Below are 23,201 nucleotides of genomic sequence, written 5' to 3'. Positions count from 1 at the left end.
GTGCTGCGGGGCCGGACCGTGCTGCGGGGCCGAGCGGGGCGGCGGGGCCGGACCGTGCTGCGGGGCCGAGCGGTGCTGCGGGGCCGGACCGTGCTGCGGGGCCGGGCGGTGCTGCGGGACGCCGTGATACGGGGCCGAGCCGTGATGCGGGGCCGCGCCGTGTTGCGGGGGCGAGCGGTGACGCGGGGCCGGACCGCGGCGCGGGGCCGAGCGGTGATGCCGGGTCGGGCGGTGGTCCGGCGAGTGGCGATTCCGCGGTGACCAGTGCGATCCGCCATGCTCCGGCCGAGGCGGCGGCACCGCTCTGGCACCGCGGCACCGACGTCCGCCACCCGGATTTCGGTCATGGCTGGGTGCAGGGCGCCGGGCACGGCCGGGTGACGGTGCGGTTCGAGACCCGCTCGACGGGACCGGGCTCGGCGCGTACCTTCGCGGCAGACGATCCCGCGCTGTCGCGGGCCGACCCGCTGGGCAGTCTGGACTGACGGGTACGCGCCCGACCGACCGGCGGGTAGCCTTGGTAACTCGTGCAGCGTCGCCGGTCGGGCGGGGCTGCCATAGTGCCAACGACACAACCCACTCGAACGCAAAGGACGAGCAGTTGAAGCTTCGTAAGACCGGACGCATCGCCATCGCGGGCCTGGCCGTGGCCGCCGCGCTGACCATGACCGCGTGTGGTAGCGACGACAAGGAATCGGACAAGCCGGCCAAGTCGACCACCACCAGCCAGTCGACGACCGCTGCGGACGAAGCCGTGCCACCTGCTCCGACCACCGAGGAGCTCAACACCAAGTTGCAGCGCGCCCTCGATCCGAATGTGCCCAACGAAGAGAAGCTGAGCATGATCCAGGGTGCCGAGGCCGACCCCAACCTGCCTGCCACGTTGACCCAGGTCTACCGCGATAGTGGCGCTCAGATCACCGTGACCGGTGTCGAGGCCTACGGCGATGTGCTCAACGCGATCGTCGACTTCACCCTCAACGGCCAGACGAACACGGGCCAGAAGGTGCCTTTCGTCGTGGAGGACGGCGTGTGGAAGGTCCAGCAGGATTGGACGTGCAACATGCTGAAGCTCGCGAGCGTGCAGTCTCCGGCCTGCCCGGCGGCCTGATCGCTGAGGAGTAATCACCCGCGCAACGGCCGGTGTCCCCGAGGGGCATCGGCCGTTGCGCGTTCTTCCTCGGTCGCGGCGTCCCCGCCCGGACCGTTGACAGCGTGATGCTCCGGTTCGCCAGTGAAACCGCCGGTCGCCGATCCGCCGGTGCCACCATGCCCGCCGGCGGACCTGGCTGCTCAGCCCTACCCGCTAGTATCGAGCTCCGTGGCTGACACGATGGTGTGGGCGGGCGAACGGCCCGGCGAGACAACCGAACCCCGTCCGGCACCCGTTGATCGTGGTGGCCGGGCGCGGCCGGTCGCCATCGTCGCCGCACTCATCGGCGCGCTGTGCGCGCTCGCGGTGCCGTTCCTCCCGGTGCGCATGGACGCCGCCACGATCAGCTGGCCGCAGGACGACGCGGCCCGTAGCGTCGCGGCCCCGCTGGTGTCGTATGCGCCCATCGGGTTGACCGCCGAGGTGCCGTGCGCGGCGATCTCCCAGCTGGCCGATTCCGGCGGCGTGGTGTTCTCCACCGTCCCGCGCCAGTCGGCCGATATGGAACGCTACGGCTTCGTCGTCAAGGTCGTCGCCGACACTCCGGAACGTCCCGGCCGCGTGGACGCGGTCTCGCGCAACACCCTGTTGTGGTCGGCGCCGCTGGATCAGGTGCGCGGTCAGGACTGTGCGCTGTCGATCGACGTCTCCACCGCCCGGGCGGCGGTGTCGGTGACCGGTGCGGGCCCCGCGGGCGCCGCCATCGAACGCGATCTGCGTCCGCAGGTGGTCGGCGTGTTCAGCGATCTCGCCGGTGCCGTGCCGGCCGGGATGCGTGTCGATATCGAGGTCGATTCGCACTATTCCACCTCGCCGACGCCGATCAAGCTCGTCGTCATCGTGCTCGCCGTGCTGGCCACGCTGGTCTCGCTGGTGGCGCTGTATCGGCTGGACCGCCTCGACGGCCGCCGCGCCCGCCGGTTCCTGCCCGCGCGCTGGTGGCGGTTGACCCCGGTCGACTGGGTGGTGTTCGCGACGCTGCTGGTGTGGCATTTCATCGGCGCCAACACCTCCGACGACGGCTACATCCTCGGCATGGCGCGCGGGGCGCAGAGCTCGGGCTACATGTCGAACTACTACCGCTGGTTCTCCGTCGACGAGGCGCCGTTCTACACGCCCTACACCGACGTCATCGGCTGGATGACGCATGTGTCGGTGGCGAGCACCTGGGTGCGGTTGCCGGTGCTGCTCTCGGCCCTGGTCTGCTGGTGGGTGATCAGCCGCGAGGTGATTCCGCGCCTCGGTGCCGGTGTGCGCGACAGCAAGATCGCGGTGTGGACCTCGGCGCTGGTGTTCCTGGCGTTCTGGCTGCCCTACAACAACGGCCTGCGCGCGGAGTTCGTCGTGGCCACCGGCGTGATCCTGACCTGGGTGTCGGTCGAGCGCGCCATCGCCACCCGGCGGCTGCTGCCCGCGGCGCTGGCGATTCTGATCGCCGCGATGACGTTGACCGCCGCGCCGTCGGGTGTGATCTGTGTGGCCGCGCTGATCGCCGGGGCGCGCACGGTGACCGCGGTGATCGTGCACCGCGCCAAGACCGTCGGTTATCCGGCACAGCTGCTGCCGTTGTTCGCGGTGGGCGTGCTGGTGCTGACGGTGATCTTCGCCGACCGCAGCTTCAGCGCGTTCACCGAGATGCTGTACGTGCACGACCGGATCGGTCCCGGTGAATCCTGGTTCTTCGAATACCTGCGCTACCAGTACCTGATCCAGCCCAGCGGCGACGGCTGGCTGACCCGCCGCTTCGGTGTGTTCCTGATGTTCGTGTGCCTGCTGGTGTGCGTGGTCACCATGCTGCGCCGCGGCGGCCACATCCCCGGTACGGCGGCCGGGCCGTCGCGGCGCATCATCGGCATCACCTTCGGCGCCATGGTGCTGATGATGTTCGCGCCGACCAAGTGGAACCATCAGTTCGGTGTCTTCGCCGGGCTGGCCGCCTGCGCGGCGGCGCTCGCCGCTGTCGCGGTGAGCGCGAAGGTGATGCGCCCGGTGCGCAACCGGGCGCTGTTCGCGGCCGCGGTCTTCTTCACCCTTGCGATGAGTTTCGTTGCCGCCAACGGCTATTGGTATGTGTCGTCGTGGGGTATCCCGTGGTGGGACAAGCCGCCGTCGTTCGCCGGTTTCGGGTTCTCGACGTTCATGATGGGCCTGACGGTGCTCGCGCTGGCGGTGGCCGCGTGGTTCCACATCCGCCCGGGCGCCGAGCCCGCACCCGGGTCGGCGGCGGGGCGGCTCGCGCGCACACCGGTGCTGATGATCGTGGCGGCCGCCATGGTGGTGTTCGAGGTGGCGTCCTTCGCCAAGGCCGCGGTCTCCCAGTACCCGGCCTACTCGCTGGCGAAATCCAATATCGCCGCGACCTTCTCGGATGGTTGCGGCCTTGCCGACGACGTTCTGGTCGAGCCGGATCCGAACGCCTCGATGCTGCGGCCGCTGTCCGGTGACAGCGCCGCCGCGCTGGCCGGGACCGAATCCACCGGCTTCACACCCAATGGTGTGGCCCCGGTCCTGGTGTCCGAGGAGCTCGAAACCAGTACCGGCCGAGCCAATACGGTGTCCTCGGACCCGGACGAGATCCGCGATGCGGCGGCCTCGGCCGGCTCCACCTCGGACACCTCGACCGGTCGCGGCGTGAACGGCAGCAACGTGCCGTTGCCCTTCGGCCTGGATCCGGCCACCACGCCGGTGCTCGGCACCTACAGCGCCGACGATCAGGTTCCGGCCGCCCTGACCACCGACTGGTATCGGCTGCCCGACGTGGTCGACGGCAGCCGCGGCGACATCATCGCCATCGCGGTCGCGGGCCGGATCCGTTCCGTCGACGCCGACGGGATCGAACGGCCCGGCCAGCGGCTCGAACTCGAATACGGCAGCACCCGGCCCGACGGCAGCGTCGCCCCGCGCGGCACGATCCTGCCGCTGGATATCGGCCCCGCACCGGTGTGGCGGAACCTGCGCGTCCCGCTGGACCAGCTGCCCGGCGACGCCGACGTGGTGCGCGTGGTCGCCGAGGACAAGGATCTCGGCGCCGACCAGTGGCTGGCCGTCACCCCGCCGCGGGTGCCGCAGACGACAACGGTGACGCAGTTGCTGGGCTCGCAGACCCCGGTGCTGCTGGATTGGGCTGTGGGACTGAACTTCCCGTGCCAGAACCATCTGCCCACCCGCTACGGCGTCTCCGAGCTGCCGCAGTACCGGATCCTGCCCGACCGTGGTGGCGCTTCGATCACCACGATGTGGCAGGCCCACGATGGTGGTGGCCCGCTCGGCTGGACCCAGCTGCTGTTCACCGCCCGCACCCTGCCGGCGTATCTGGATCAGGACTGGGACAAGGACTGGGGTTCCATCGAGCAGTTCATTCCGGTGGATCCGGAGGCCGAGGCCGCCAGGGTCTCGGTCGAGCAGGTCCGGCGTTCGGGCACGTGGACGCCCGGCCACATCATCACCTCGTACTGAGCCGGTGGCTGCGGTGGGCGACGCTCGCGCCCATCGCAGCCACGGCCGGGCGCCCGCGCACTCGGATCGGCTACCCCGCGTTCTTCACCACGATTCGGTGCGCCAGCGCGACCAGGTCGTTCCCCGTGAGCCCGGGGTAGCCGTGCAGCAGCTCGCGCCAGCGCGCCGGCACCGCCGACGCACCCCACCGGGCGCCGAGCAGCGCGCCCGCGATGGCGGCGGTGGTGTCGGTGTCGTTGCCCGCGCGCACGCACTGCTCCAGCGCGCGCGGCAGGTGGTCGGGGCCGGATTGATCGGTGGTGGTGATGGCCCACCATGCGGTCTGCAGGGCGTGCACCACCCAGCCGTTCTTCGGGAAGTCCTGCGGGGTCCCGGTTTCGGCCTGATCGAGCAGCGGGTTCCAGTAGTCGGCGGCGGGGCAGGCGGCGACGTAGTCGCGCACGCCGTCGAAGTTCGCCTCGAGGATCGCGTGCCGGATGGCGTGGCTCCAGATCTTGCAGGCCTCGACGGCCTGCTGATCGTGATGGGTGAGCAGCCCGATCGCGCCGGCCGCCCTTGCGCATTCGACCGGATCGCCGAGGTAGGCGAGGGCGACCGGCCCGGTGCGCATGAGCGAGCCGTTGCCGCCGGTGAGCCCGGGCAGTGACATGGCGACCGCCTGCATGCCGCGCGCCGAACTGGGCCGCGCACTGAGCACCTTCGAGGTCTGCACCCCGACATCCGGCGGCTGGGAATCCCACCACGCCATGAACCCGGCGGCCACCTCGTCCAGATCGATGCCCTTGTCCGACGTGTCCGCGGCCAGCGCGATCGCCACGGCCATGGAGGTGTCGTCGGTCCACTGGCCGGGCGCCCAGCCGAACATGCCGCCGCCGACCATATCGATCACCTGGTCGGCGCTCGGATAGGTGAACTCGTAGCCGGCGCCCAGCGCGTCTCCGGCCGCACTACCGAGCAGCGCGCCCGCGGCCCGATCCAGTTGCGCGTCATCCAATGTCACTGATACCCCTTGTCACATAAAACCCCTTGTCGTAGGGCATTTTGAGATCGATTCGACGGCAGAATGTAACCGACGCGAGCCCTGCGCGCCCATCGTCTGTGGGTCCTCACAGCCGCGGTGACCGATAGCTGGGCGGTATGAGTGTCGTATCGGCCCGGCGAATCAGCGAGCCGCGGTGCCTTCCGAGCCCGAGCCACGGGCAGCGGAGTCCGGTTCTGCCGTCTCCACCCGCCGGCGGGAGCGGACGAGCGCGTGCACGGTGAACACCGCCAGTGCCGCCCAGATGAGCGCGAAACCGGCCCAGCGCGAGGCGGGCATCGGCTCTCCTGCCACCGCGACGCCCCATGCCAACTGCAGGGCGGGTGTCAGATATTGCAGAATTCCCATGGTCGACAGCGGGACTCGCTGGGCGGCCACCGCGAACAGCAACAGCGGCACCAGCGTCACCGGGCCGGTCGACATGAGCAGCGCGCTCTCGGAGAACCCGCCGCCGAAGCTGCCCTGCCCGGTGACGGCGAGCACGATCACGAACACCAGCGCGAACGGTGCCGCGATCAAGCCCTCGGCCGCCACCCCGCGCAACGCGTCCAGCGGGATCACCTTCTTCACCAGTCCATAGACGGCGAACGAGCACGCCAGCGTCAGCGCGATCATCGGCGGGCGCCCGTAATCGACGGTGAGCACCGCGACCGCCGACGCGCCGAGCCCGAGCGCCACCCACTGCGCGGCGGCCAGGCGTTCCCGGAAGATGAGCACCCCGAACGCCACGGTGACCAGCGGGTTGATGAAGTAGCCGAGCGCGCACTGCACCACCTGCTCGGAGATCACCCCGTAGACGTAGACACCCCAGTTCAGCGAGATCGCCGCCGAGGCCGCGGCCGCGTAGCGCCAGGTGCTCGCCGAGATCCGGCGCAGCTCGCCCAGCCTGCCCACCGCGCCGAGCACGATGAGCACGACCACCAGGGTCCAGAGGATGCGTTGCGCGAGCACCTCCGTGGCCGAGGCGAAGGCCAGTAGCCCGAAGAAGGCCGGGAACGCGCCCCAGGACGCGTACGCGCCGACCCCGAACGCAACCCCAGGAATCGATTCGGTCCGCCGCACTCGTCCGAACCTACCGTCGCGGCGCCACACGGCTGCTCACCACCGGTGGCCGGTGACGGCCCGCGCCCGGCGCCGTCGCTTAGGCTGGCAGCCATGTCGATATCCGTGCAGGCGCCGCGTTCGACCGGGTTGACCGCCGCCGAGGTGGACGAACGTCGTCGTGACGGCCGCACCAACGATGTGCCCGACCGGGCCAGCCGTTCGGTGCGCGATATCGTCCGCGCCAATGTGTTCACCAGGATCAACGCGATCCTCGGTGTGCTTTTCGTGCTGGTGATGGCAACCGGTTCGGTGATCGACGGCATGTTCGGGCTGCTGATCGTGGCCAACAGCGCGGTCGGCATCATTCAGGAGATCCGCGCCAAACGCACCCTCGATCAGCTGGCCATCGTCAGCCAGGCCAAGCCGACGGTGCGCCGCGACGGCCGCTCGGAGCAGATCGCACCCAAGGATGTGGTGCTCGACGAGTTGATCGAACTCGGTCCCGGCGATCAGATCGTGGTCGACGGCGAGGTGGTCGAATCCGAACTGCTCGAGGTCGACGAGTCGCTGCTCACCGGCGAAGCCGATCCGGTGCACAAGGAGCTGGGCGCGCAGGTGCTCTCGGGCAGCTATGTGGTGTCCGGCTCCGGTGCCTACCGGGCCACCAAGGTCGGTCGCGACGCGTATGCGGCCAAGCTGGCCGAGGAGGCCAGCAAGTTCACCCTGGTCAATTCCGAACTGCGCAACGGCATCAACACCATCCTGAAGGTCATCACCTACCTGCTGATCCCGGCCGGTGCGCTGATCATCTACAACCAGCTGTTCTCCAGCGGTCAGTCGTGGCGGCCCGCGGTCACCGGCATGGTGGCGGCGCTGGTGCCGATGGTGCCCGAGGGGCTGGTGCTGATGACCTCGATCGCGTTCGCGGTCGGGGTGGTGCGGCTGGGCCGGCGCAAATGCCTGGTGCAGGAACTGCCCGCGATCGAGGGCCTGGCCCGCGTCGACGTGGTGTGCGCGGACAAGACCGGCACGCTCACCGAGAACGGGATGCGGTTGGCCGATCTCGAGGTGCTCGGTGCCGGCGACGAGGCCGAGATCCGCCGCGCGCTCGCCGCCATGGCCGGCGACGATCCGCGCCCCAATGCCAGCGTGCAGGCCATCGCCGAGGCGCTGCCCGACCGGCCGGACTGGTCCTACACCGCGGTCGCGCCGTTCTCCTCGGCCAAGAAGTGGAGCGGCTTCTCCTACGGTGAGCACGGGAACTGGCTGCTCGGCGCCCCCGATGTGCTGCTCGATGCCGGTTCCGAGGAGGCCCGCAGGGCCGAGGAACTCGGGTCCTCCGGCCTGCGGATCCTGTTGCTGGCCACCAGCGATCGCGCCGTCGACGCGCCCGACGCGCCGGGCGTCGTCACCCCGGCCGCGCTGGTGGTGCTGGAGCAGAAGGTGCGTCCGGACGCCCGCGACACCCTCGATTACTTCGCGAGCCAGGACGTGGCGATCAAGGTCATCTCCGGCGACAACGCGGTATCGGTGGGCGCGGTGGCCGCCTCGCTCGAGCTGCCAGGCGGCGACCATGCCGTCGACGCGCGCGGGCTGCCCGCGGACCGCGACGCGCTCGCCGATGTGCTGGATCGGGAGACCACCTTCGGCCGGGTGCGCCCGGATCAGAAGCGCGCCATGGTGGGTGCGTTGCAGTCGCGCGGGCACACCGTCGCCATGACCGGTGACGGCGTCAACGATGTGCTGGCGCTCAAGGATGCCGATATCGGTGTCGCCATGGGCTCGGGCAGTCCGGCCACGCGCGCGGTGGCCCAGATCGTGCTGCTGGACAACAAGTTCGCGACCCTGCCGTATGTGGTGGGGGAGGGTCGCCGGGTGATCGGCAATATCGAACGCGTCTCTAATCTGTTCCTCACCAAGACGGTGTATTCGGTGCTGCTGGCGTTCCTGGTCGGTCTGGCCGGTGCCGGGTCGCAGATCTTCGACTACGAGCCGATCGGGTATCCGTTCCTGCCGCGACATGTCACCATCGCGGCCTGGTTCACCATCGGCATCCCGGCGTTCATCCTGTCGCTGGCGCCCAACAACGAGCGGGCCCGCCCCGGTTTCGTCGGCCGGGTGATGCGGTTGGCGATTCCCTCCGGTGTGGTGATCGGCGTGGCCACCTTCGTCGCGTATCTGATCGCCTATGCGGGGCCGGAGGCGACCGAGCAGCAGACGGTGCAGGCGGGCACCACCGCGCTCATCACGCTGATCATGATCGCGGTGTGGGTGCTGGCCATCGTGGCCCGGCCCTATGTGTGGTGGAAGGTGGTGCTGCTCGGCGCCTCGGTGCTGGCCTATCTGCTGCTGTTCACCATCCCGTTCACCAGGGAGTTCTTCAAACTCGACCCGTCCAACGTCGGGCTCACCACGGCCGCGGTGATCTGCGGTGTGGTCGGCATCGTGCTGGTCGAGGCGGCCTGGTGGATCACCGCGTCGCTGCGCGATGAGGAGCACAAACTCATCCCGGCGTCCCCGGGTGGGGCCGCCTGAGCGACACGTCGGCGCTGGCTGCGGGCGCTACCCGCAGCCGGCATCACCCCGCGGTCAGGATGCGCCGGTGAACTCGGCCATCCGCCGCTCCATCTCGTCGGGGGTGACATCCTCGACGTGCGTGGCAACGGTCCACTGGTGGCCCCACGGATCGGTGAAACTGCCCGTGCGGTCGCCGTAGAACTGGTTTTCCATCGGCATGAGCTCGGTCGCGCCCGCCGCGATGGCCGCGTTGAAGGCGGCATCGGAATCGGGGACGTAGATGTTGAAATTGACCGGGGTGCCGCCGACGCTCTTGGGGTCGAGGAACTTCATTTCCGGCGCCGGATCACCGAGCATGATCACCGAATCGCCGACCAGCAGCTCGCAGTGGGCGACCTTGCCGTCCGGGCGCGGCATGCGCATGCGCTCGGTGGCGCCGAAGACCTTCTTGTAGAACTCGATCGCTTCGGCCGCGCCGTCCACGGCGAGGCCGGGGGACAGGCGCGGGTAGCCCTCGGGAATCGGGGAGACATCGGACATCGCAAGACCTCCAGGTCTCGATCGGTTGTCGGACGGGTTCGAGCCTATGCCCGGGCACCGACAGACATCCGCCGATCGCGAGATCCCGCGGTGCTATTCACCCCAGGACACCCGCGTGCTGATGGTTTGGCGCAGCAGCGTGTCGGTGCGCGGATCGCGGTAGGACTGGTGCCCGCCGATATCGATGGCGCCCGATACCGGCAGCGGCAGGCCGAGATCGACGATGATGGTGCCCGAGCCGGTCATCGCGTAATCCTCGATGTGCAGGGTGCCCGCCTCGTTGGGCAGGTTCCAGGTCCGCGATTTCGGCGTCTGGGCCACGGTCAGGTCGATGGTGAGGCGGTTGCCCTCGCGTTCGGTCAACGTCGCCGTGGTCACCTGGTCGAGGGCCACCCCACCGGTGACCTCCTGACGCACCGTCCACACCGCGCCCACGCCCACCGGATCGTCCGGGAAGGTGATCGACTGGTACACCGCTTGATAGAACGCCTGCTCGATGGCCGCGCGCGCGGAGTTCGAGGTTTCCGGTGAGGGGGCAAGCCGCAGCGCGGTGATCGCGCCGAGCTCGCTCATGTCCAGGCCCGCGTGCGAGCCGTCGGCGGCGGTCAGCGCCTGCGACAACGACGGGTCGGGGGTGGTGACGGCACCGAGGGTGAGGTCGACGTCGGAGTCGTCCGTGCGGGCGGTCAACGGGATGGTCAGCGCCGGATGCGAGAAATCGCGCGGCGGCTGATCATCGATCTGCTGCTGAATGCGGTGATCGGTACGCAGCGTCACCTCCTGCACGGTGCCGTCCGGGAAACCGGCCCGCAGCGCGCCGCGCGGTTCTTCGCCGGGCGACTCGACGGTGGCCACCGCCGCGGCGATCGGCACCGTCACTTCACGCCCGATGCCGAGCGGCTCGGTGCCCTCGGCGTCCGAGGACGGCTCCGCGCCGTCGCTGCACCCGACACCGAACGCCGACAACCCGACCGCGAGCACCATGATCAGCACTCCGGAACGGCCGATCCGGGGTGCGTGGGGAGAAGACAACACCGTCACGAGCAACAGAGTACGACCGGTTCCTGAGTGTCAGCTGGGACATGTGGGCAGCGCGGGCTGAGGATCGGCTGGGACAGCCGACGGCCGCGGTGCCGGGACATGCGGTGCCCGCAGCACAGGCCCGTTCGCGCCTCGAGCGATGATGGTCGGCGTGAGTGACGACCGGCCACCCGAGCCAAGCACCGCCGAGCAGCCCTCCGAGGGCCCGGCGCGCCCACCGCAGCGACTGCGGCTGTTGCTGGTGATCGCGGCGGTGTTGTTCGCCCTCGACCTGCTCACCAAGGTCATCGTGGTCGCCACGCTGACCCCCGGCGATCCGGTGTACCTCATCGGCGATTGGGCCCGGCTGAGCCTGGTGCGCAACCCGGGCGCGGCCTTCTCCATGGCCACCGGCATGACCTGGCTGCTGACCTTGGTCGCGGCCGCGGTGGTGATCGGGGTGATCCGCATCGGCCGCACCCTGCGCTCGCTGTGGTGGGCCGTCGGGCTCGGCATGGTGCTCGGTGGTGCGCTGGGCAACCTGGTGGACCGGCTGTTCCGCTCGCCGGGGCCGTTGCAGGGGCATGTGGTCGATTTCGTCGCCGTCGGCTGGTGGCCGGTGTTCAACGTCGCCGATTCGGCCATCGTCTGCGGTGCGATCCTGCTGGTGGTGCTGACGGTGTTCGGATTCGAGCCGAACGGCACCAGGGCCGGCCGGGCCGAGAAGACCACCGAAGAGTCCGAGAACACAGTGAACAGCGCGCGATCCGAGAACACAGAGAACACGAAGAACACCGGGGCCGGCGAGGGGAGCGCGGCATGAGGGAAACCAGGACCATGCCGGTGCCCGACGGGCTGGACGGCATGCGGGTCGACGCGGGCCTGTCGCGGCTGCTCGGCCTGTCCCGGACGGCGGTGGCGGCGCTGGCCGAAGAGGGTTCGGTGCAGCTCGACGGTGTCGCTGCCGGCAAATCGGATCGGCTCACCGCGGGCGCCTGGCTCGAGGTGGTGTTCCCCGAGCCCAAACGTGAGCTCACCATCGAGGCGGAACCGGTCGAGGGGATGAAGATCCTCTACGCCGACGACGACATCGTCGCGGTCGACAAACCCGTCGGGGTGGCCGCGCACACCGGTGTCGGCTGGTCCGGGCCGACGGTGGTGGGTGGGCTGGCCGCGGCCGGCTACCGCATCTCCACCTCCGGCGCACACGAACGCCAGGGCATCGTGCACCGCCTCGATGTCGGCACCTCGGGGGTGATGGTGGTCGCCCAGTCCGAACACGCCTACACCGTGCTCAAGCGCGCGTTCAAACAGCGCACCGTGGACAAGCGCTATCACGCACTGGTGCAGGGGCATCCGGATCCCAGCAGCGGCACCATCGACGCCCCGATCGGCCGGGCCCGCGGCAACGACTGGAAGTTCGCGGTCACCGCCGACGGCCGCCCCAGCGTCACCCACTACGACACCGTCGAGGCATTCCAGGCGGCGAGCCTGCTCGACATCCATCTGGAAACCGGGCGCACCCATCAGATCCGGGTGCATTTCTCCGCGATCCGCCACCCCTGCTGCGGTGACCTCACCTACGGCGCCGATCCGCGCCTGGCCGAGCGCCTCGGTTTGCAGCGGCAGTGGCTGCACGCGCGTTCGCTCGGGTTCCAGCATCCCGCCGACGGCAGATATCTGGAGATCACCAGCGAGTACCCGGCCGATCTGAGGCACGCCCTCGACGTGCTGCGCAATGCCTGAGCGGTGCTGCCGATCCAACCTCCGGTCGACCCGACTGCTGCGAGCGGTGTTCGCGGCGGCCGCCGGGGTGGTCGTGGTCGTCCTGGTCGCCGTCGGCGCCATGCAGCCGCCGCGTTCGGAGGGCGTGTCCACCGACCGCCTCGGCCCGCAACAGGGCGAATCGGTCGCGGAATACCTGGCGCGAGCGCGGGATTCGCTGTCGGGCACCGATGCCGCCGAGCGCTGGGCGCTGGTGTCGTTCACCGAATACCAGACCCCGCAACGCCTTCCGGCTCTCGCGGCCGGTCTGCGGATCGGCCGGGTGCTGTACCAGGTGCCGTTACCGCGGGTGCAGACGCAGCTGGTGACCGTGCAGGTCCCGGCGACCGAGGTCGTGGTGCTGCGATCGGCCGAGGACGCCGCCTGGCAGCTGCTGGATAATCTGCGCAGCTCGCGAGCTGTCGACGAACGCACCGAGAAGATCGTCACCGTGTCGGTCGCCCGGCTGCGCGCCGGCTGCGCCTGCGCGGTGGGCCTGGTCGTGCGCGGCACGCCGGAGCAACTGCGAAACCTCGCCACGCACAACGGTATCCGCGCGGTGGAGGCGCTACCCGCCGACGCGGTGGCCGGCGCCTTCGCGATCGTGCCGCTGCTGCCCGACGCCACCGGCGTCATCGGCCCGGCGCCCGACGACGGCCCCGTCCCCGACCGGTAACAGGTCGGCTCCGGGCGATGTGTGCGCCCGCGCCGCGGCGGCCAGATAGTCACCGAGTTCGTGCTCCAGTGCCCGGTCGAGCGCCTGATCGAGCCCGGAATGCACCATGCCGGTGCCGAGTTCGCGCCAATGCCGCAACATCTGGGTGGTGTCGGCGATCGCGTCGTCGGTGTCGGGCAGCCAGCCGAGGCCGTGCTCGGACACGATGTGGTCCTTGGCGGCGGCCACCATCCGCCGGGCGATATCGTCGAGTCTGCCCATCACCTCCGCGTACAGGTCGATGAGGGTGGGCACCTCGATGCCGTAGGCCTTCAGCTGGAACACGGCTTCCAGCAGCTGCGGGCGCAGCAGTTCGATGGTGCTGCCGCCGTCGTGCACCCGCACCAGCCCCAGCCGCACCAGGCGATCCAGGTGCGCGTCGTCGGCGTGGCCGGGTTCCGGATCGCCCAGGATGGCATCGACCATGTCGCGGGTGAATTCGACCGGTGCTCGGGACTGCCCCCACGCCGCGGTCACGGCGTGCTGGAGGCCGAGGATCTCGGTGAGGTCTTTGCCGGTCTCCCAGCTGGTGATGAAATCGGCGATGTGGGCGGTGGTGAATCCGCGTGCGAGCAGCCCATCGATGATGCGCAGCCGCGCCAGATGCGCATCGCCGTAGATATTGGCCCGTCCCGCCCGCCGGACGGGCGCGGGCAGCAGGCCTTTCTCCTGGTACAGGCGCACATTGCGGCTGGTCGTTCCGGCCGCTCGCGCGAGCTCGTCGATGCGGTATTCGCCCACCTCGGTCACGTCCGTACCTTCCCGCTCCGGGCGCTCACGCGCGCGCCCGTGTCCCGGTAACCGGTACCGGGACACGGGCGCGAATCTGGCTGGGGCATCAGCCGAGCCGGGCTCCGCTGCCGGCCAGCGGGCGGTGTGCCGAACGGGCGGTGAGGACGTAGTCGTCGAGGTTCACCCGCGACAGCTCACGCACGTACTGCGTACCGAAACCGGGATACATGGTGGCGTTGAAGCCGTCCTCGGTGAGGTACCAGCTGCGGCAGCCGGAGTTCCAGGTCGTCGCGGCCAGGCGCCGTTGCAGCCGGGCGTTGTAGCGGTCCTGGCGGTTCCGGTCGACCTCGAGCATCCGCAGGTCGCGGTGCAACAGGATGTGGATCGCCTCGGTGAGGTATTCGATCTGCGCCTCCATGTACACCAGTGCCGAATTGTGGCCGGGGCCGGAATTCGGCCCGAAGGTCAGGAACATGTTGGGATAGCCCGCGACTGCGACGCTCTTGAAGGCGTAGGCCCCGCGGCTCCACTCCTCGTTGAGCGAGCGGCCGCCGCGCCCGGTGACCGGGATCGGCGCCCCGGCCTTGGACACATCGAATCCGGTGGCGAAGACGATGCAGTCGGCGCCGTGCACCACCCCTTCCGCGGTCTGGATGCCTTCGGGCACGATGCGCACGATCGGCCAGGTGATGAGCTGACAGTTGTCGGCCTGCAGGGCCGGGTAGTAGTCGTTGCTCATCAGCAGTCGTTTGCAGCCTGCCTTGAATTCCGGGGTGAGCTGGCGGCGCAACCACGGGTCGCGCACCTGGGTGCGCAGATGCAGCAGCGAGACCTGCTCGACCACCCGGGTCAGCGGGCTGGTCCACACCACACCGAGGGCCACCGACTCGTGCCCCCAGAACCAGGCGTCGCGGGCCAGCGCCTGGGTGCGCGGGAACCGCCGGTAGATCGATTTGGTCATGTCGGTGGTGGAGCGGTTGACCCGTGGCAACACCCAGCCCGGCGTGCGCTGGAACACCTTCACCGATCCGGCCCGCCGCACCAGCTCCGGCACGATCTGCACGGCGCTGGCGCCGGTGCCGACCACGGCCACCTTCTTGCCCGTGAGGTCGTAGTCGTGATCCCAGCGGGCACTGTGGATCTTGTGCCCGGCGAAGCTGTCGATACCGTCGATGTCCGGGAAGCTCGCGTTCGACAGCGGGCCCGAGGCGATCACCACCGCACGCGCACGCAGCCGGCCCCTGCGGCCGGCGACGGCGATCGACCACAGTCCCGCTTCTTCGTCGAAATCCAATCCGGTGACATTCTGGCCGAACTGGATGTAGGGCCGGATCGCGAACTGGTCGACCATGGACTCGATGTAGTCCAGGATCTCCGCGCTGCCCGAATAGGTCTGCGACCAGTTCGGATTCGGCGCGAAGCTGTAGGAGTACAGCCGCGACGGGATATCGCAGGCGGCACCGGGATAGGTGTTGTCGCGCCAGGTGCCGCCCACTCGGGTATCGCGCTCGAGGATCGTGAAGTCGGTGATCCCGCGCTGTCGCAGCCGGATCGCCGCGCCGATGCCCGCGAAACCCGCGCCGATGATCGCCACGTCCAGTGGCTTCGCCGCCGCGCTCATGCGACCGGCTCGTGGGTCAGCGCCTTCGACCACGACGGCTGCTCGGCGAAATAGCGTTCGGGAATCCGGCCGGTCACCTTGACCAGGGCGTCGGCGAACAGGTGGTAGGGGTGATCGCGGTTGATCACCCAGCCGCTGTGCATCTTCACCAGCCGGTACATGGGCAGCCGGTTCACGATCGGCGCACGTTCACCGACGGCCTTGAACCGCGCCATCGCCGAGTACAGGCGTTCCTCGGACACACCCATCTCCACGATGTTGTCGCGCATCTTGTTCAGCAGCGGGAAATAGCTGAGCGCGCCGACGATCAGCGACGGCTTGGCCCAGCCGCCGACGAAGTCGATGGCCAGCTTGCGCGCGGTCGCGTGGCCGAGCAGTTCCATCACCGCGTAATCGGTGGCCAGATGCCGAGCCTCGTCGGCGTTGATCTTCTTGAACACCTCCTGCGCCACCGGATCCTTGATCTCGTCGGTGACGAACTTGATCAGCGCGCCGTCGAGGGCCACCTCGAGCATCGGGATCACGGTGCCGAGGAACGACATCGACATCCCGTCGGCGTGCTTGTCCAGGAAGTCGATGACCAGCTTGACGTTGATATTCGGCTCCGGCAGCTCGTCGCCGTCGAGCATGCCCCAGCGCCGCATCAGCGCGAGCTCGGCATTGGCGTGGCGCTGCTCCTCGGCGTGGAAGTACCGGTAGATCTCCTTGAGGGTGTCGGTGGGCGCCTTCTTGGCCATGGCGGCGAAACCGCGTGCGCCGACGTTCTCGATCCACATCAGATCGGAGATGAACGGCTTGAGTTTGGTCCACAGCTCCGGGTCGATCTCCTCGGCGCCGGGGGCGTCCCAGTCGATATCGGCCAGGGCCCACTGGCGGGCCTTGATCTTGGCGAGCATATCGTCGAAGTTGAAGGACATGTCAGGCTCCAGTCGTGGGGGAGGATGCGGCCGTGGTGGCCGGATCCTCGAGTGGCAGTAGGCGATTGAGCAGGCCGAGGGCGCCGGCGTAGGTGGCGGGGAAGGTGCGTTTGAGCTGCCACACCAGCCGGGCATCCAGCTGCGGCACCACATAGAGGCGGCCGCGGTCGAGCGCGTCGAGGGCGCCGGCGGCGACCCGTTCTGGTGAGAATCCGGTCCAGCGCATGAGCTGATCGGCCAGGCGCGAGGGCCCCGCGGTGATCCGTCCGTCGGCAACCACATTGGTCTTGACGAAGGTGGGGCACAGCGCGGTCACCGCCACGCCGCTGCCCGCGAGTTCGGCATGCATGGTCTCCGACAGCGACAGCACGGCCGCCTTGGACGTGTTGTACACCGCCATTCCAGGGGCCGCGGCGAACCCGGCCGCGGAGGCGACGTTCACGATGCCGCCGCGGCCCGCGGCGCGCAGCCGCGGTGCGAAGATCTCGCAGCCGTGCACCACGCCCCACAGGTTGATGCCGAGCGCCCATTCCCAGTCGTCGAAACCGATCTCACCGACCGGCTTTCCGCCGATGCCGACTCCGGCGTTGTTCACCACCACCGTCGGCGGGCCCGCGAAGACCTCCTCGGCGAAATCGGCGAGCCGCTGCACATCCGCGCGCATCGCGACATCGCAGAAGAACGGGTAGGCCGTGCGCCCGTGCCGTTGCTCGATCAGCCGCACGGTCTCATCGGCGCGGTCCTTGTCGATATCGGCGCAGATCACCTCGCCGCCGCGCGCGGCGATCTCGAGCGCGAAGGCGCGCCCGATGCCGCTGCCGGCGCCGGTGACGACGGCCCGCGCGTCATAGCTGCGCCTGGTGGAAAACGGCCACATCTCAGCTCACCTTCTCTACTAGCGGGGCATTGGCCTGCGCCAGCGCGTCGGAGACGAACGCGGCGGCCCGGCGCAGCGCGGGAGCCGCCTCGGGCACGATCAGTGGCAGCGCCTGGAAGACGTGGATGCGGCCGGGCCACAGCTCCAGCCGGCACGAGGTCCCGGCCGCGGTGGCCATCTCCCAGAGATGGCGGGCATCGGCGGCGAGCATCTCCTCGGCCGCGGCCTGTACGTACAGCGGCGGCAAGGTGGTGCCCGGCGGGATGGTCAAGCGCAGCCGCGGGGAATCCGCGGGCTCGTCGCGGGTGTAGAGCTGAATCATCCGGCGTCCCACCGGGGCCGGTGCCATCGGGTCCGGCTTGCGCCGGTCGAGCTGTTCGGCCGCGGTCAAGCTCAGATCCATCAGCGGGGAGAACATGAACGCGCCCGCGGGCTGGGCCGCTCCGGTTCTGGCGTTGTCCAGCAGCAGATCGAGGGTGAGGTGGCATCCGGCCGAATCGCCGCCCATGACGATGTTCCCGGCCTGGTAGCCGTTGGCCAGCAGCCACCGATACCCGGCCGCCACATCGTCGGCGGCCGCGGGGAAGCGGTGCTCGGGTGCCAGCCGGTAGTCGACGACGAAGACCGGCAGCCGGGTCTGTGCGGACAGCCGCGAAGCCAGCCCGCGATGTGTGCGCGCCGAGCAGATCACATAGCCGCTGCCGTGCACGTAGTAGATCACCCGATCGCCGAGCCCGACGCCGGGTGCGCGCACCATTTCTGCGCGCACCCCGGCCGCACGCACGGGCATGACCGTGGTCCCGGGCAGGGTGGGTCCGCCTACCGCCATCACGCTCGCGATCAGGCCGCGTCCTGCCCCGATGCCCCAGCGGGTGGGTGGCAGGAGGCCGTTCAGTTGCCGGATGCTCAGGACCGACCCGGTCGCCGCGATGCGGGTCCGCAGGGACGCGGAACGAGGGACCGGGCGTCGCAAAGTCGCCGTTGACTCTGTTATCACCATGCTCTTAGCATCATCACGCAATGAGCCAGTTGTCAATGGCACATTCATGAACTGTAATCGTCGGGCGGCGTCGCCGAGCCGCTGACCTGCGTGAAGGAGCACTGCGATGACGCTGACCCCGGATCTCGCCCCGCCGTCGGCACCGACGGTGCGGGTCATTGTGCAGGAGGTCGTGCGGGAGACGGCGGACGCGGTGACGTTGGTCCTTGACCCACCGCCGGGCTCGGCCTTGAGCTACCGGGCGGGCCAGTTCCTCACCCTGCGCATTCCGGGACCGGACGGGCCGCTGGCACGGTGTTATTCCCTGTCCAGCTCGCCGGTGATCGACGCCCGGCCCGCCGTCACCGTCAAGCGGGTCCCCGGTGGCCGCGCGTCGAACTGGATCTGCGACAACGTCACCGCCGGGACGGAGCTGGAAACGCTGCCACCGGCCGGGACATTCGTGCCCAAGGACTGGGCCGTGCCGTTCGTGCTGCTCGCGGCGGGCAGCGGTATCACGCCGATCATGTCGATCCTGCGGACCGCACTTGCCGCACACCGGAATTCGATCACGCTGATCTTCGCCAACGTCGATCGCGCGTCGGTGATCTTCGCGCGCGAACTCACCGAGCTCGCCCAGCGTCACTGCGACCGGCTCACCGTCACCCACCTGTTCGATGCCGATCACGGTGTGCCGACCACCGCTTCCATCGCGGCGGCATTGCCCACGCTCGACGACGCCCAGGTCTATCTCTGCGGCCCGGCTCCGTTCATGGACGCCGCCCGCGCCGCGGCGCTGACGCGCGGAATCGGCGAATCACGGGTTCACGCCGAGGTTTTCGTCTCGCTGGACTCCGATGCCTTCGCGGTCCGGCCGGTTTCCGCCGGCGCGGTATCGGGCGGCGCATGCGTCACCGCGACCGTGGAACTCGACGGCGAGCAGCACGAGATCGAGTGGCCGAAGCAGTCCGTCCTGCTCGACGTGCTACTCGAGCGCGGCCTCGACGCTCCGTATGTCTGCCGCGAAGGCACCTGCGGCGGCTGCGCCTACACGCTGCGCGCCGGTGCGGTGGCGCTGCTCGACAATCAAACCCTCGACGATCACGACCTGGCCCGCGGCACCCGCCTGGCCTGCCAGTCCGTGCCGCGCAGCGACCATCTCGACATCGTCTTCGACCTGTGACCGCTGCCGGTGCTCAGTCGTCGGGCAGGGTGACCACACCGTCGAGGTAGCGGCGGCAGCGTCCGATCAGCAGTACCCGGTCGCCGACGAGTTCGGTGCGCAGCCGCCCGCCGCGGCGGGAGAGCTGACGCGCCGTCATGGTGGTGCGGCCGAGTTCGCGGCTCCACAGCGGAACCAGTTGCGCGTGCGCCGAGCCGGTCACCGGATCCTCGGGTACGCCGACGCCGGGGCCGAAGAACCGGGAGACGAAGTCGACGTCGTCGCCGCGAGCGGTGACGATGGCGCCGCGCGGCAGCGGCGGAAACCGGTCGAGGGCCGGGCGCAGCGTGCGCACCTGCTGCTCGCTGCCGACCACGATGACGGCGTCCGCACCGGTGTAGGCGCGCACCGGCCGTACACCGAGCGCGGCCACCAGCACCGGATCGGGCTCGGTTTCGATGGAGGGCACCACGGGCAGGTCGAGCACGTATTCGTCGTCATCGGTGCGGTCGACGTGCAGCCAGCCGCTGCGGGTGTAGAAGCTGACCCGGTCGGCGCCGGGCGCGATATCGGTGAGGATCTGGGCCGCGCTCGCCAGCGTCGCGTGCCCGCACATGTCCACCTCCACCCGCGGGGTGAACCAGCGCAGGTGAAAGGCGGGCCATTCGCCCGGCGGCGGGCCCGCCTCGGCCGGTAACCCAGGGGTGTAGAAGGCCGTTTCGGCGAGGTTGTTCTCCTCGGCCAGGTGTTGCAACAGCGCATCGGGCAGCCAGGTCGGCAACGGCATGACCGCGGCCGGGTTGCCCGAGAACGGTGCGTCGGCGAACGCGTCGATCTGATGCAGCAGAACCTCCATGCGCAAGAAGGTACTCCAACTCTGAATAACCGCTTCGCGCAAGGTATCTCGCAGCGTCGCCAGGTCATGCGTCCACTTGGGCGTAGCCGGCGGACGACGCCGATTCCGGGCCACCGATGATTCCGGCGGCCCCGCGCCGTCGATATCGGTGACGCCCCTGCGATCCGGGAGAACCCGACGATGGACCCTGACCTGATCTCGACCTGGTTGCGTGCCGAACGGCTGGCCTTCGCCGATTTCTTCGACGAATTGAGCGACGACGAATGGCAGCGCGAATCGCTGTGCGCGGGCTGGACCATCCACGACGTTCTCGCCCACATCACCTCGGTCGACAGCCTCGGCTCCACCCTCATGGGCTTGATCCGGGCCAGGGGCAACTGGGATCGGATGAACGCCGACGCCGCACGCCGAGTGTCGGCGCGCTACGCACCCGCCGAGCTGATCGCACAGCTGCGGGCCGCGGCGGGATCGTCGCGGCGCTCGCCCGGCGCCGCGCCCGCCGACCCGCTGGTGGACGTCATCGTGCACGAACAAGATGTGGCCCGCCCGCTCGGACGCACCCTGCACACCCCGCCGCCCCGGGTCGTCGCCGCCCTGGATCATGTGCTGGCCAGCCGGTTCTACGGTGCCCGCAAGCGGCTGCGTGGCCTGCGGCTGACCGCGACCGACGCGGACTGGTCTTACGGTGACGGGCCGGAGCAGGTGCGCGCTCCCGCGATCGATCTGCTCTTGCTGGCCACCGGCCGCGAGGTCGCCCGGAGCTGACGACGGACCCGATCCCCCTCACGGACCGGGTCCGCCGCCTGTCCCCGGGATTACCCGCGGGCGATGGACTCGAAAACGGTCGGGTCGACCAGGGTCGAGGTGTCGCCGAGTTCGCGTCCCTCGGCGACATCGCGCAGCAGCCTGCGCATGATCTTGCCGCTGCGGGTCTTCGGCAGCTCCGGCACGATATGAATATCGCGCGGGCGGGCGATCGGGCTGATCTGCTGGGACACTTCGGCTTTCAGCTGTGTGATCAGTGCCTCTCGATCCTGCTCGCCGGCCCCGGCCTCGGCGGTGAGGATGGCGAAGGCGACGATGGCCTGCCCGGTGGTGGCGTCACTGGCACCGACCACGGCGGCCTCGGCCACGGCGCGATGGGAGACCAGCGCCGATTCCACCTCGGCGGTGGAGATGCGGTGGCCGGAGACGTTCATGACGTCGTCGACGCGGCCGAGCACCCACAGGTCACCGTCGGCGTCCAGCCGCGCGCCGTCGCCGGCGAAGTACCAACCGGATTCGCGGAAACGGTCCCAGTAGGTCTCCTGGAACCGTTGCGGATCGTTCCAGATACCGCGCAGCATCGACGGCCACGGCTGGTCGAGGACCAGCAGGCCCGAGCGGTCGCGGCCGAGCCCGGTGCCGTCATCGTCGACGACGCGTGCGGAGATGCCGGGCAGCGGGGTCATCGCCGCGCCGGGCTTGGCCGCGGTGACGCCGGGCAGCGGGGAGATCATGATCGACCCGGTCTCGGTCTGCCACCAGGTGTCCACGATCGGCGCCGTGCCCGCACCGATCACGTCGCGATACCACCGCCACGCCTCCGGGTTGATCGGTTCGCCGACCGAGCCGAGCACCCGGATCGAGGACAGATCGTGGGCGTCCGGGATCTGCCTGCCCCACTTCATGAACGTCCTGATCAAGGTGGGAGCGGTGTAATAGATGCTCACCCCGTACTTTTCGATGATCTCGAAATGCCGGTGCTCGTTCGGAGAGTTCGGTGTGCCTTCGTAGACGACCTGGGTGGCGCGGTTGGCGAGGGGGCCGTAGACGATGTAGCTGTGGCCGGTGACCCAGCCGATGTCGGCGGTGCACCAGTAGACGTCGGCGCCGGGTTTGTGGTCGAAGACGTAGTGGTGGGTGTAGGCGGTCTGGGTGAGGTAGCCGCCGGAGGTGTGCAGGATGCCCTTGGGTTTTCCGGTGGTGCCGGAGGTGTAGAGGATGAACAGCGGGTGTTCGGCGTCGAAGGCCTCGGCTTCGTGTTCGGGGGAGGCGTTCGCGACGGTCTCGTGCCACCACAGATCGCGGCCCTCGGTCCACGGCACCTCGATCTCGGTGCGCCGCACCACCAGCACATGTTCGACGGTGGTCTCGCCCGGCGCACCCAGCGCCTCGTCCACCGCCGCCTTGAGCGGCGCGGGCTTGCCGCGCCGCCACTGCCCGTCGGTGGTGACCACCAGGCGCGCGCCGGCGTCGTCGACGCGCTGCCGCAGCGCCGCCGGCGAAAAGCCCGCGAACACCACTGAATGCGTCAGCCCCAGCCGCGCACACGCCAGCATCGACACGATGGCCTCTGGCACCATCGGCATATAGATGGCGACCCGATCTCCGGCGACCAATCCCAGCTCGGTGAAGTAGTTCGCCGCCCGGCTCACCTCGGCCAGCAGGTCACGGTAGGTGATCGAACGGGAGTCGCCCGGCTCGCCCTCCCAGTGGATGGCGACCTGATCGCCGTGACCGTCGAGCACATGCCGGTCGACGCAGTTGTAGGCCACATTGAGGGTGCCGCCGGCGAACCACTCCGCGTACGGCGCGTTGCTCCAGTCCAGCACCTGGTTCCACGGCCGTTCCCAGTGCAACCGGCGGGCCTGCTCGGCCCAGAATTCGAGCCGGTCCGCGGCCGCCCGGTCGTACAGGGCGGCACCGGCATTGGCGTTCGCGGCGAATGCGGCGGGCGGCGGGTATGCGGCGGGGTTGTCGAGATGGTCGACGGTGACGGTGGTCAACGCGTGCACTCCTATCGAATGAGCAAGGGGGACAACGGGGA

General features: G+C 69.5%; 20 protein-coding genes. 9 read left to right on the top strand and 11 right to left on the bottom strand.

From position 1 onward, the window contains the following. Positions 1–257: 257 nt before the first annotated feature. The 3 genes from GV790_RS22735 (at position 258) to GV790_RS22725 (ending at position 4,609) form a co-directional block, all read left to right on the top strand. Positions 258–485: a DUF3553 domain-containing protein gene (locus GV790_RS22735; protein ID WP_375139417.1), complete on the top strand. Its 228-nt coding sequence runs from the start codon at positions 258–260 to the stop codon at positions 483–485. A 116-nt stretch (positions 486–601) separates the two neighbouring features. Continuing rightward, positions 602–1,111 carry a hypothetical protein gene (locus GV790_RS22730; protein WP_163815837.1) on the top strand — a complete coding sequence of 170 codons (510 nt, stop codon included), beginning with the start codon at positions 602–604 and terminating at the stop codon, positions 1,109–1,111. A gap of 222 nt (positions 1,112–1,333) precedes the next feature. Next, positions 1,334–4,609: an arabinosyltransferase domain-containing protein gene (locus GV790_RS22725; RefSeq protein WP_163815847.1), complete on the top strand. Its 3,276-nt coding sequence runs from the start codon at positions 1,334–1,336 to the stop codon at positions 4,607–4,609. A 70-nt stretch (positions 4,610–4,679) separates the two neighbouring features. Here the strand turns inward: GV790_RS22725 and GV790_RS22720 are convergent, their stop codons facing one another. After that, on the bottom strand, positions 4,680–5,609 hold the full coding sequence (locus GV790_RS22720; RefSeq protein WP_163815836.1) for an ADP-ribosylglycohydrolase family protein: 930 nt from the start codon (positions 5,607–5,609) through the stop codon (positions 4,680–4,682). 162 nt (positions 5,610–5,771) lie between these two features. Beyond that, the gene (rarD, locus tag GV790_RS22715; RefSeq protein ID WP_163815834.1) at positions 5,772–6,710 is read right to left on the bottom strand and encodes an EamA family transporter RarD; all 939 of its coding nucleotides are present in this window, start codon (positions 6,708–6,710) and stop codon (positions 5,772–5,774) included. Positions 6,711–6,803: 93 nt separating this feature from the next. Here rarD and GV790_RS22710 point away from each other — a divergent pair, with 93 nt between their 5' ends. Beyond that, the gene (locus tag GV790_RS22710; protein ID WP_163815832.1) at positions 6,804–9,227 is read left to right on the top strand and encodes a cation-translocating P-type ATPase; all 2,424 of its coding nucleotides are present in this window, start codon (positions 6,804–6,806) and stop codon (positions 9,225–9,227) included. A gap of 54 nt (positions 9,228–9,281) precedes the next feature. Here GV790_RS22710 and GV790_RS22705 read toward each other — a convergent pair whose 3' ends face one another. Next, entirely contained in the window at positions 9,282–9,749 is a 468-nt protein-coding gene (locus GV790_RS22705; protein WP_163815830.1) for a VOC family protein, read from the bottom strand. A gap of 93 nt (positions 9,750–9,842) precedes the next feature. After that, positions 9,843–10,733: a hypothetical protein gene (locus GV790_RS22700; protein ID WP_178128241.1), complete on the bottom strand. Its 891-nt coding sequence runs from the start codon at positions 10,731–10,733 to the stop codon at positions 9,843–9,845. Between the two features lie 196 nt (positions 10,734–10,929). Between GV790_RS22700 and lspA the strand changes: the two genes are divergently transcribed. From lspA to GV790_RS22685, 3 genes are read left to right on the top strand one after another with little or no spacing between them, the layout of a single operon-like run. After that, entirely contained in the window at positions 10,930–11,592 is a 663-nt protein-coding gene (gene lspA, locus GV790_RS22695; protein WP_163815828.1) for a signal peptidase II, read from the top strand. Continuing rightward, a complete protein-coding gene (locus tag GV790_RS22690) occupies positions 11,589–12,515 on the top strand; it encodes an RluA family pseudouridine synthase (protein ID WP_163815826.1) in 927 nt (308 codons plus the stop codon). The genes lspA and GV790_RS22690 overlap by 4 nt, the downstream gene beginning before the upstream one ends. A gap of 46 nt (positions 12,516–12,561) precedes the next feature. Beyond that, a complete protein-coding gene (locus GV790_RS22685; RefSeq protein ID WP_280210506.1) occupies positions 12,562–13,209 on the top strand; it encodes a hypothetical protein in 648 nt (215 codons plus the stop codon). Here the strand turns inward: GV790_RS22685 and GV790_RS22680 are convergent. The 5 genes from GV790_RS22680 to GV790_RS22660 all read right to left on the bottom strand — a co-directional run bounded on the left by GV790_RS22680 (position 13,102) and on the right by GV790_RS22660 (position 18,185). Beyond that, entirely contained in the window at positions 13,102–13,998 is an 897-nt protein-coding gene (locus GV790_RS22680; RefSeq protein WP_280210508.1) for a MerR family transcriptional regulator, read from the bottom strand. The genes GV790_RS22685 and GV790_RS22680 overlap by 108 nt on opposite strands. Positions 13,999–14,086: 88 nt before the next feature. Next, positions 14,087–15,601 carry a flavin-containing monooxygenase gene (locus tag GV790_RS22675; protein WP_163815822.1) on the bottom strand — a complete coding sequence of 505 codons (1,515 nt, stop codon included), beginning with the start codon at positions 15,599–15,601 and terminating at the stop codon, positions 14,087–14,089. After that, a complete protein-coding gene (locus GV790_RS22670) occupies positions 15,598–16,518 on the bottom strand; it encodes a ferritin-like domain-containing protein (protein WP_163815820.1) in 921 nt (306 codons plus the stop codon). Before GV790_RS22670 ends, GV790_RS22675 begins: the two co-directional genes overlap by 4 nt. Before the next feature lies 1 nt (position 16,519). Further along, on the bottom strand, positions 16,520–17,395 hold the full coding sequence (locus GV790_RS22665; RefSeq protein ID WP_163815818.1) for an SDR family NAD(P)-dependent oxidoreductase: 876 nt from the start codon (positions 17,393–17,395) through the stop codon (positions 16,520–16,522). A gap of 1 nt (position 17,396) precedes the next feature. Continuing rightward, positions 17,397–18,185 carry an alpha/beta hydrolase gene (locus GV790_RS22660; RefSeq protein WP_228807111.1) on the bottom strand — a complete coding sequence of 263 codons (789 nt, stop codon included), beginning with the start codon at positions 18,183–18,185 and terminating at the stop codon, positions 17,397–17,399. A 316-nt stretch (positions 18,186–18,501) separates the two neighbouring features. On the opposite strand from GV790_RS22660, the gene GV790_RS22655 reads away from it, so the two are divergent. Beyond that, on the top strand, positions 18,502–19,557 hold the full coding sequence (locus tag GV790_RS22655; protein ID WP_163815816.1) for a ferredoxin--NADP reductase: 1,056 nt from the start codon (positions 18,502–18,504) through the stop codon (positions 19,555–19,557). Positions 19,558–19,570: 13 nt separating this feature from the next. Here GV790_RS22655 and GV790_RS22650 read toward each other — a convergent pair whose 3' ends face one another. After that, on the bottom strand, positions 19,571–20,392 hold the full coding sequence (locus tag GV790_RS22650) for a PhzF family phenazine biosynthesis protein (RefSeq protein WP_163815814.1): 822 nt from the start codon (positions 20,390–20,392) through the stop codon (positions 19,571–19,573). A gap of 180 nt (positions 20,393–20,572) precedes the next feature. On the opposite strand from GV790_RS22650, the gene GV790_RS22645 reads away from it, so the two are divergent. Further along, on the top strand, positions 20,573–21,157 hold the full coding sequence (locus tag GV790_RS22645) for a maleylpyruvate isomerase family mycothiol-dependent enzyme (protein ID WP_163815812.1): 585 nt from the start codon (positions 20,573–20,575) through the stop codon (positions 21,155–21,157). A gap of 50 nt (positions 21,158–21,207) precedes the next feature. Here GV790_RS22645 and acs read toward each other — a convergent pair whose 3' ends face one another. Next, complete coding sequence (gene acs / locus GV790_RS22640; protein ID WP_163815810.1) at positions 21,208–23,160, bottom strand: acetate--CoA ligase; 1,953 nt, start codon at positions 23,158–23,160, stop codon at positions 21,208–21,210. Positions 23,161–23,201: the final 41 nt, after the last annotated feature.

Source organism: Nocardia cyriacigeorgica, assembly GCF_010858045.1.
GTDB classification, from domain to species: domain Bacteria; phylum Actinomycetota; class Actinomycetes; order Mycobacteriales; family Mycobacteriaceae; genus Nocardia; species Nocardia cyriacigeorgica_E.
The sequence above is the reverse complement of the archived record's forward strand: the minus strand, read 5'-3'. Positions and strand labels throughout refer to the sequence as shown.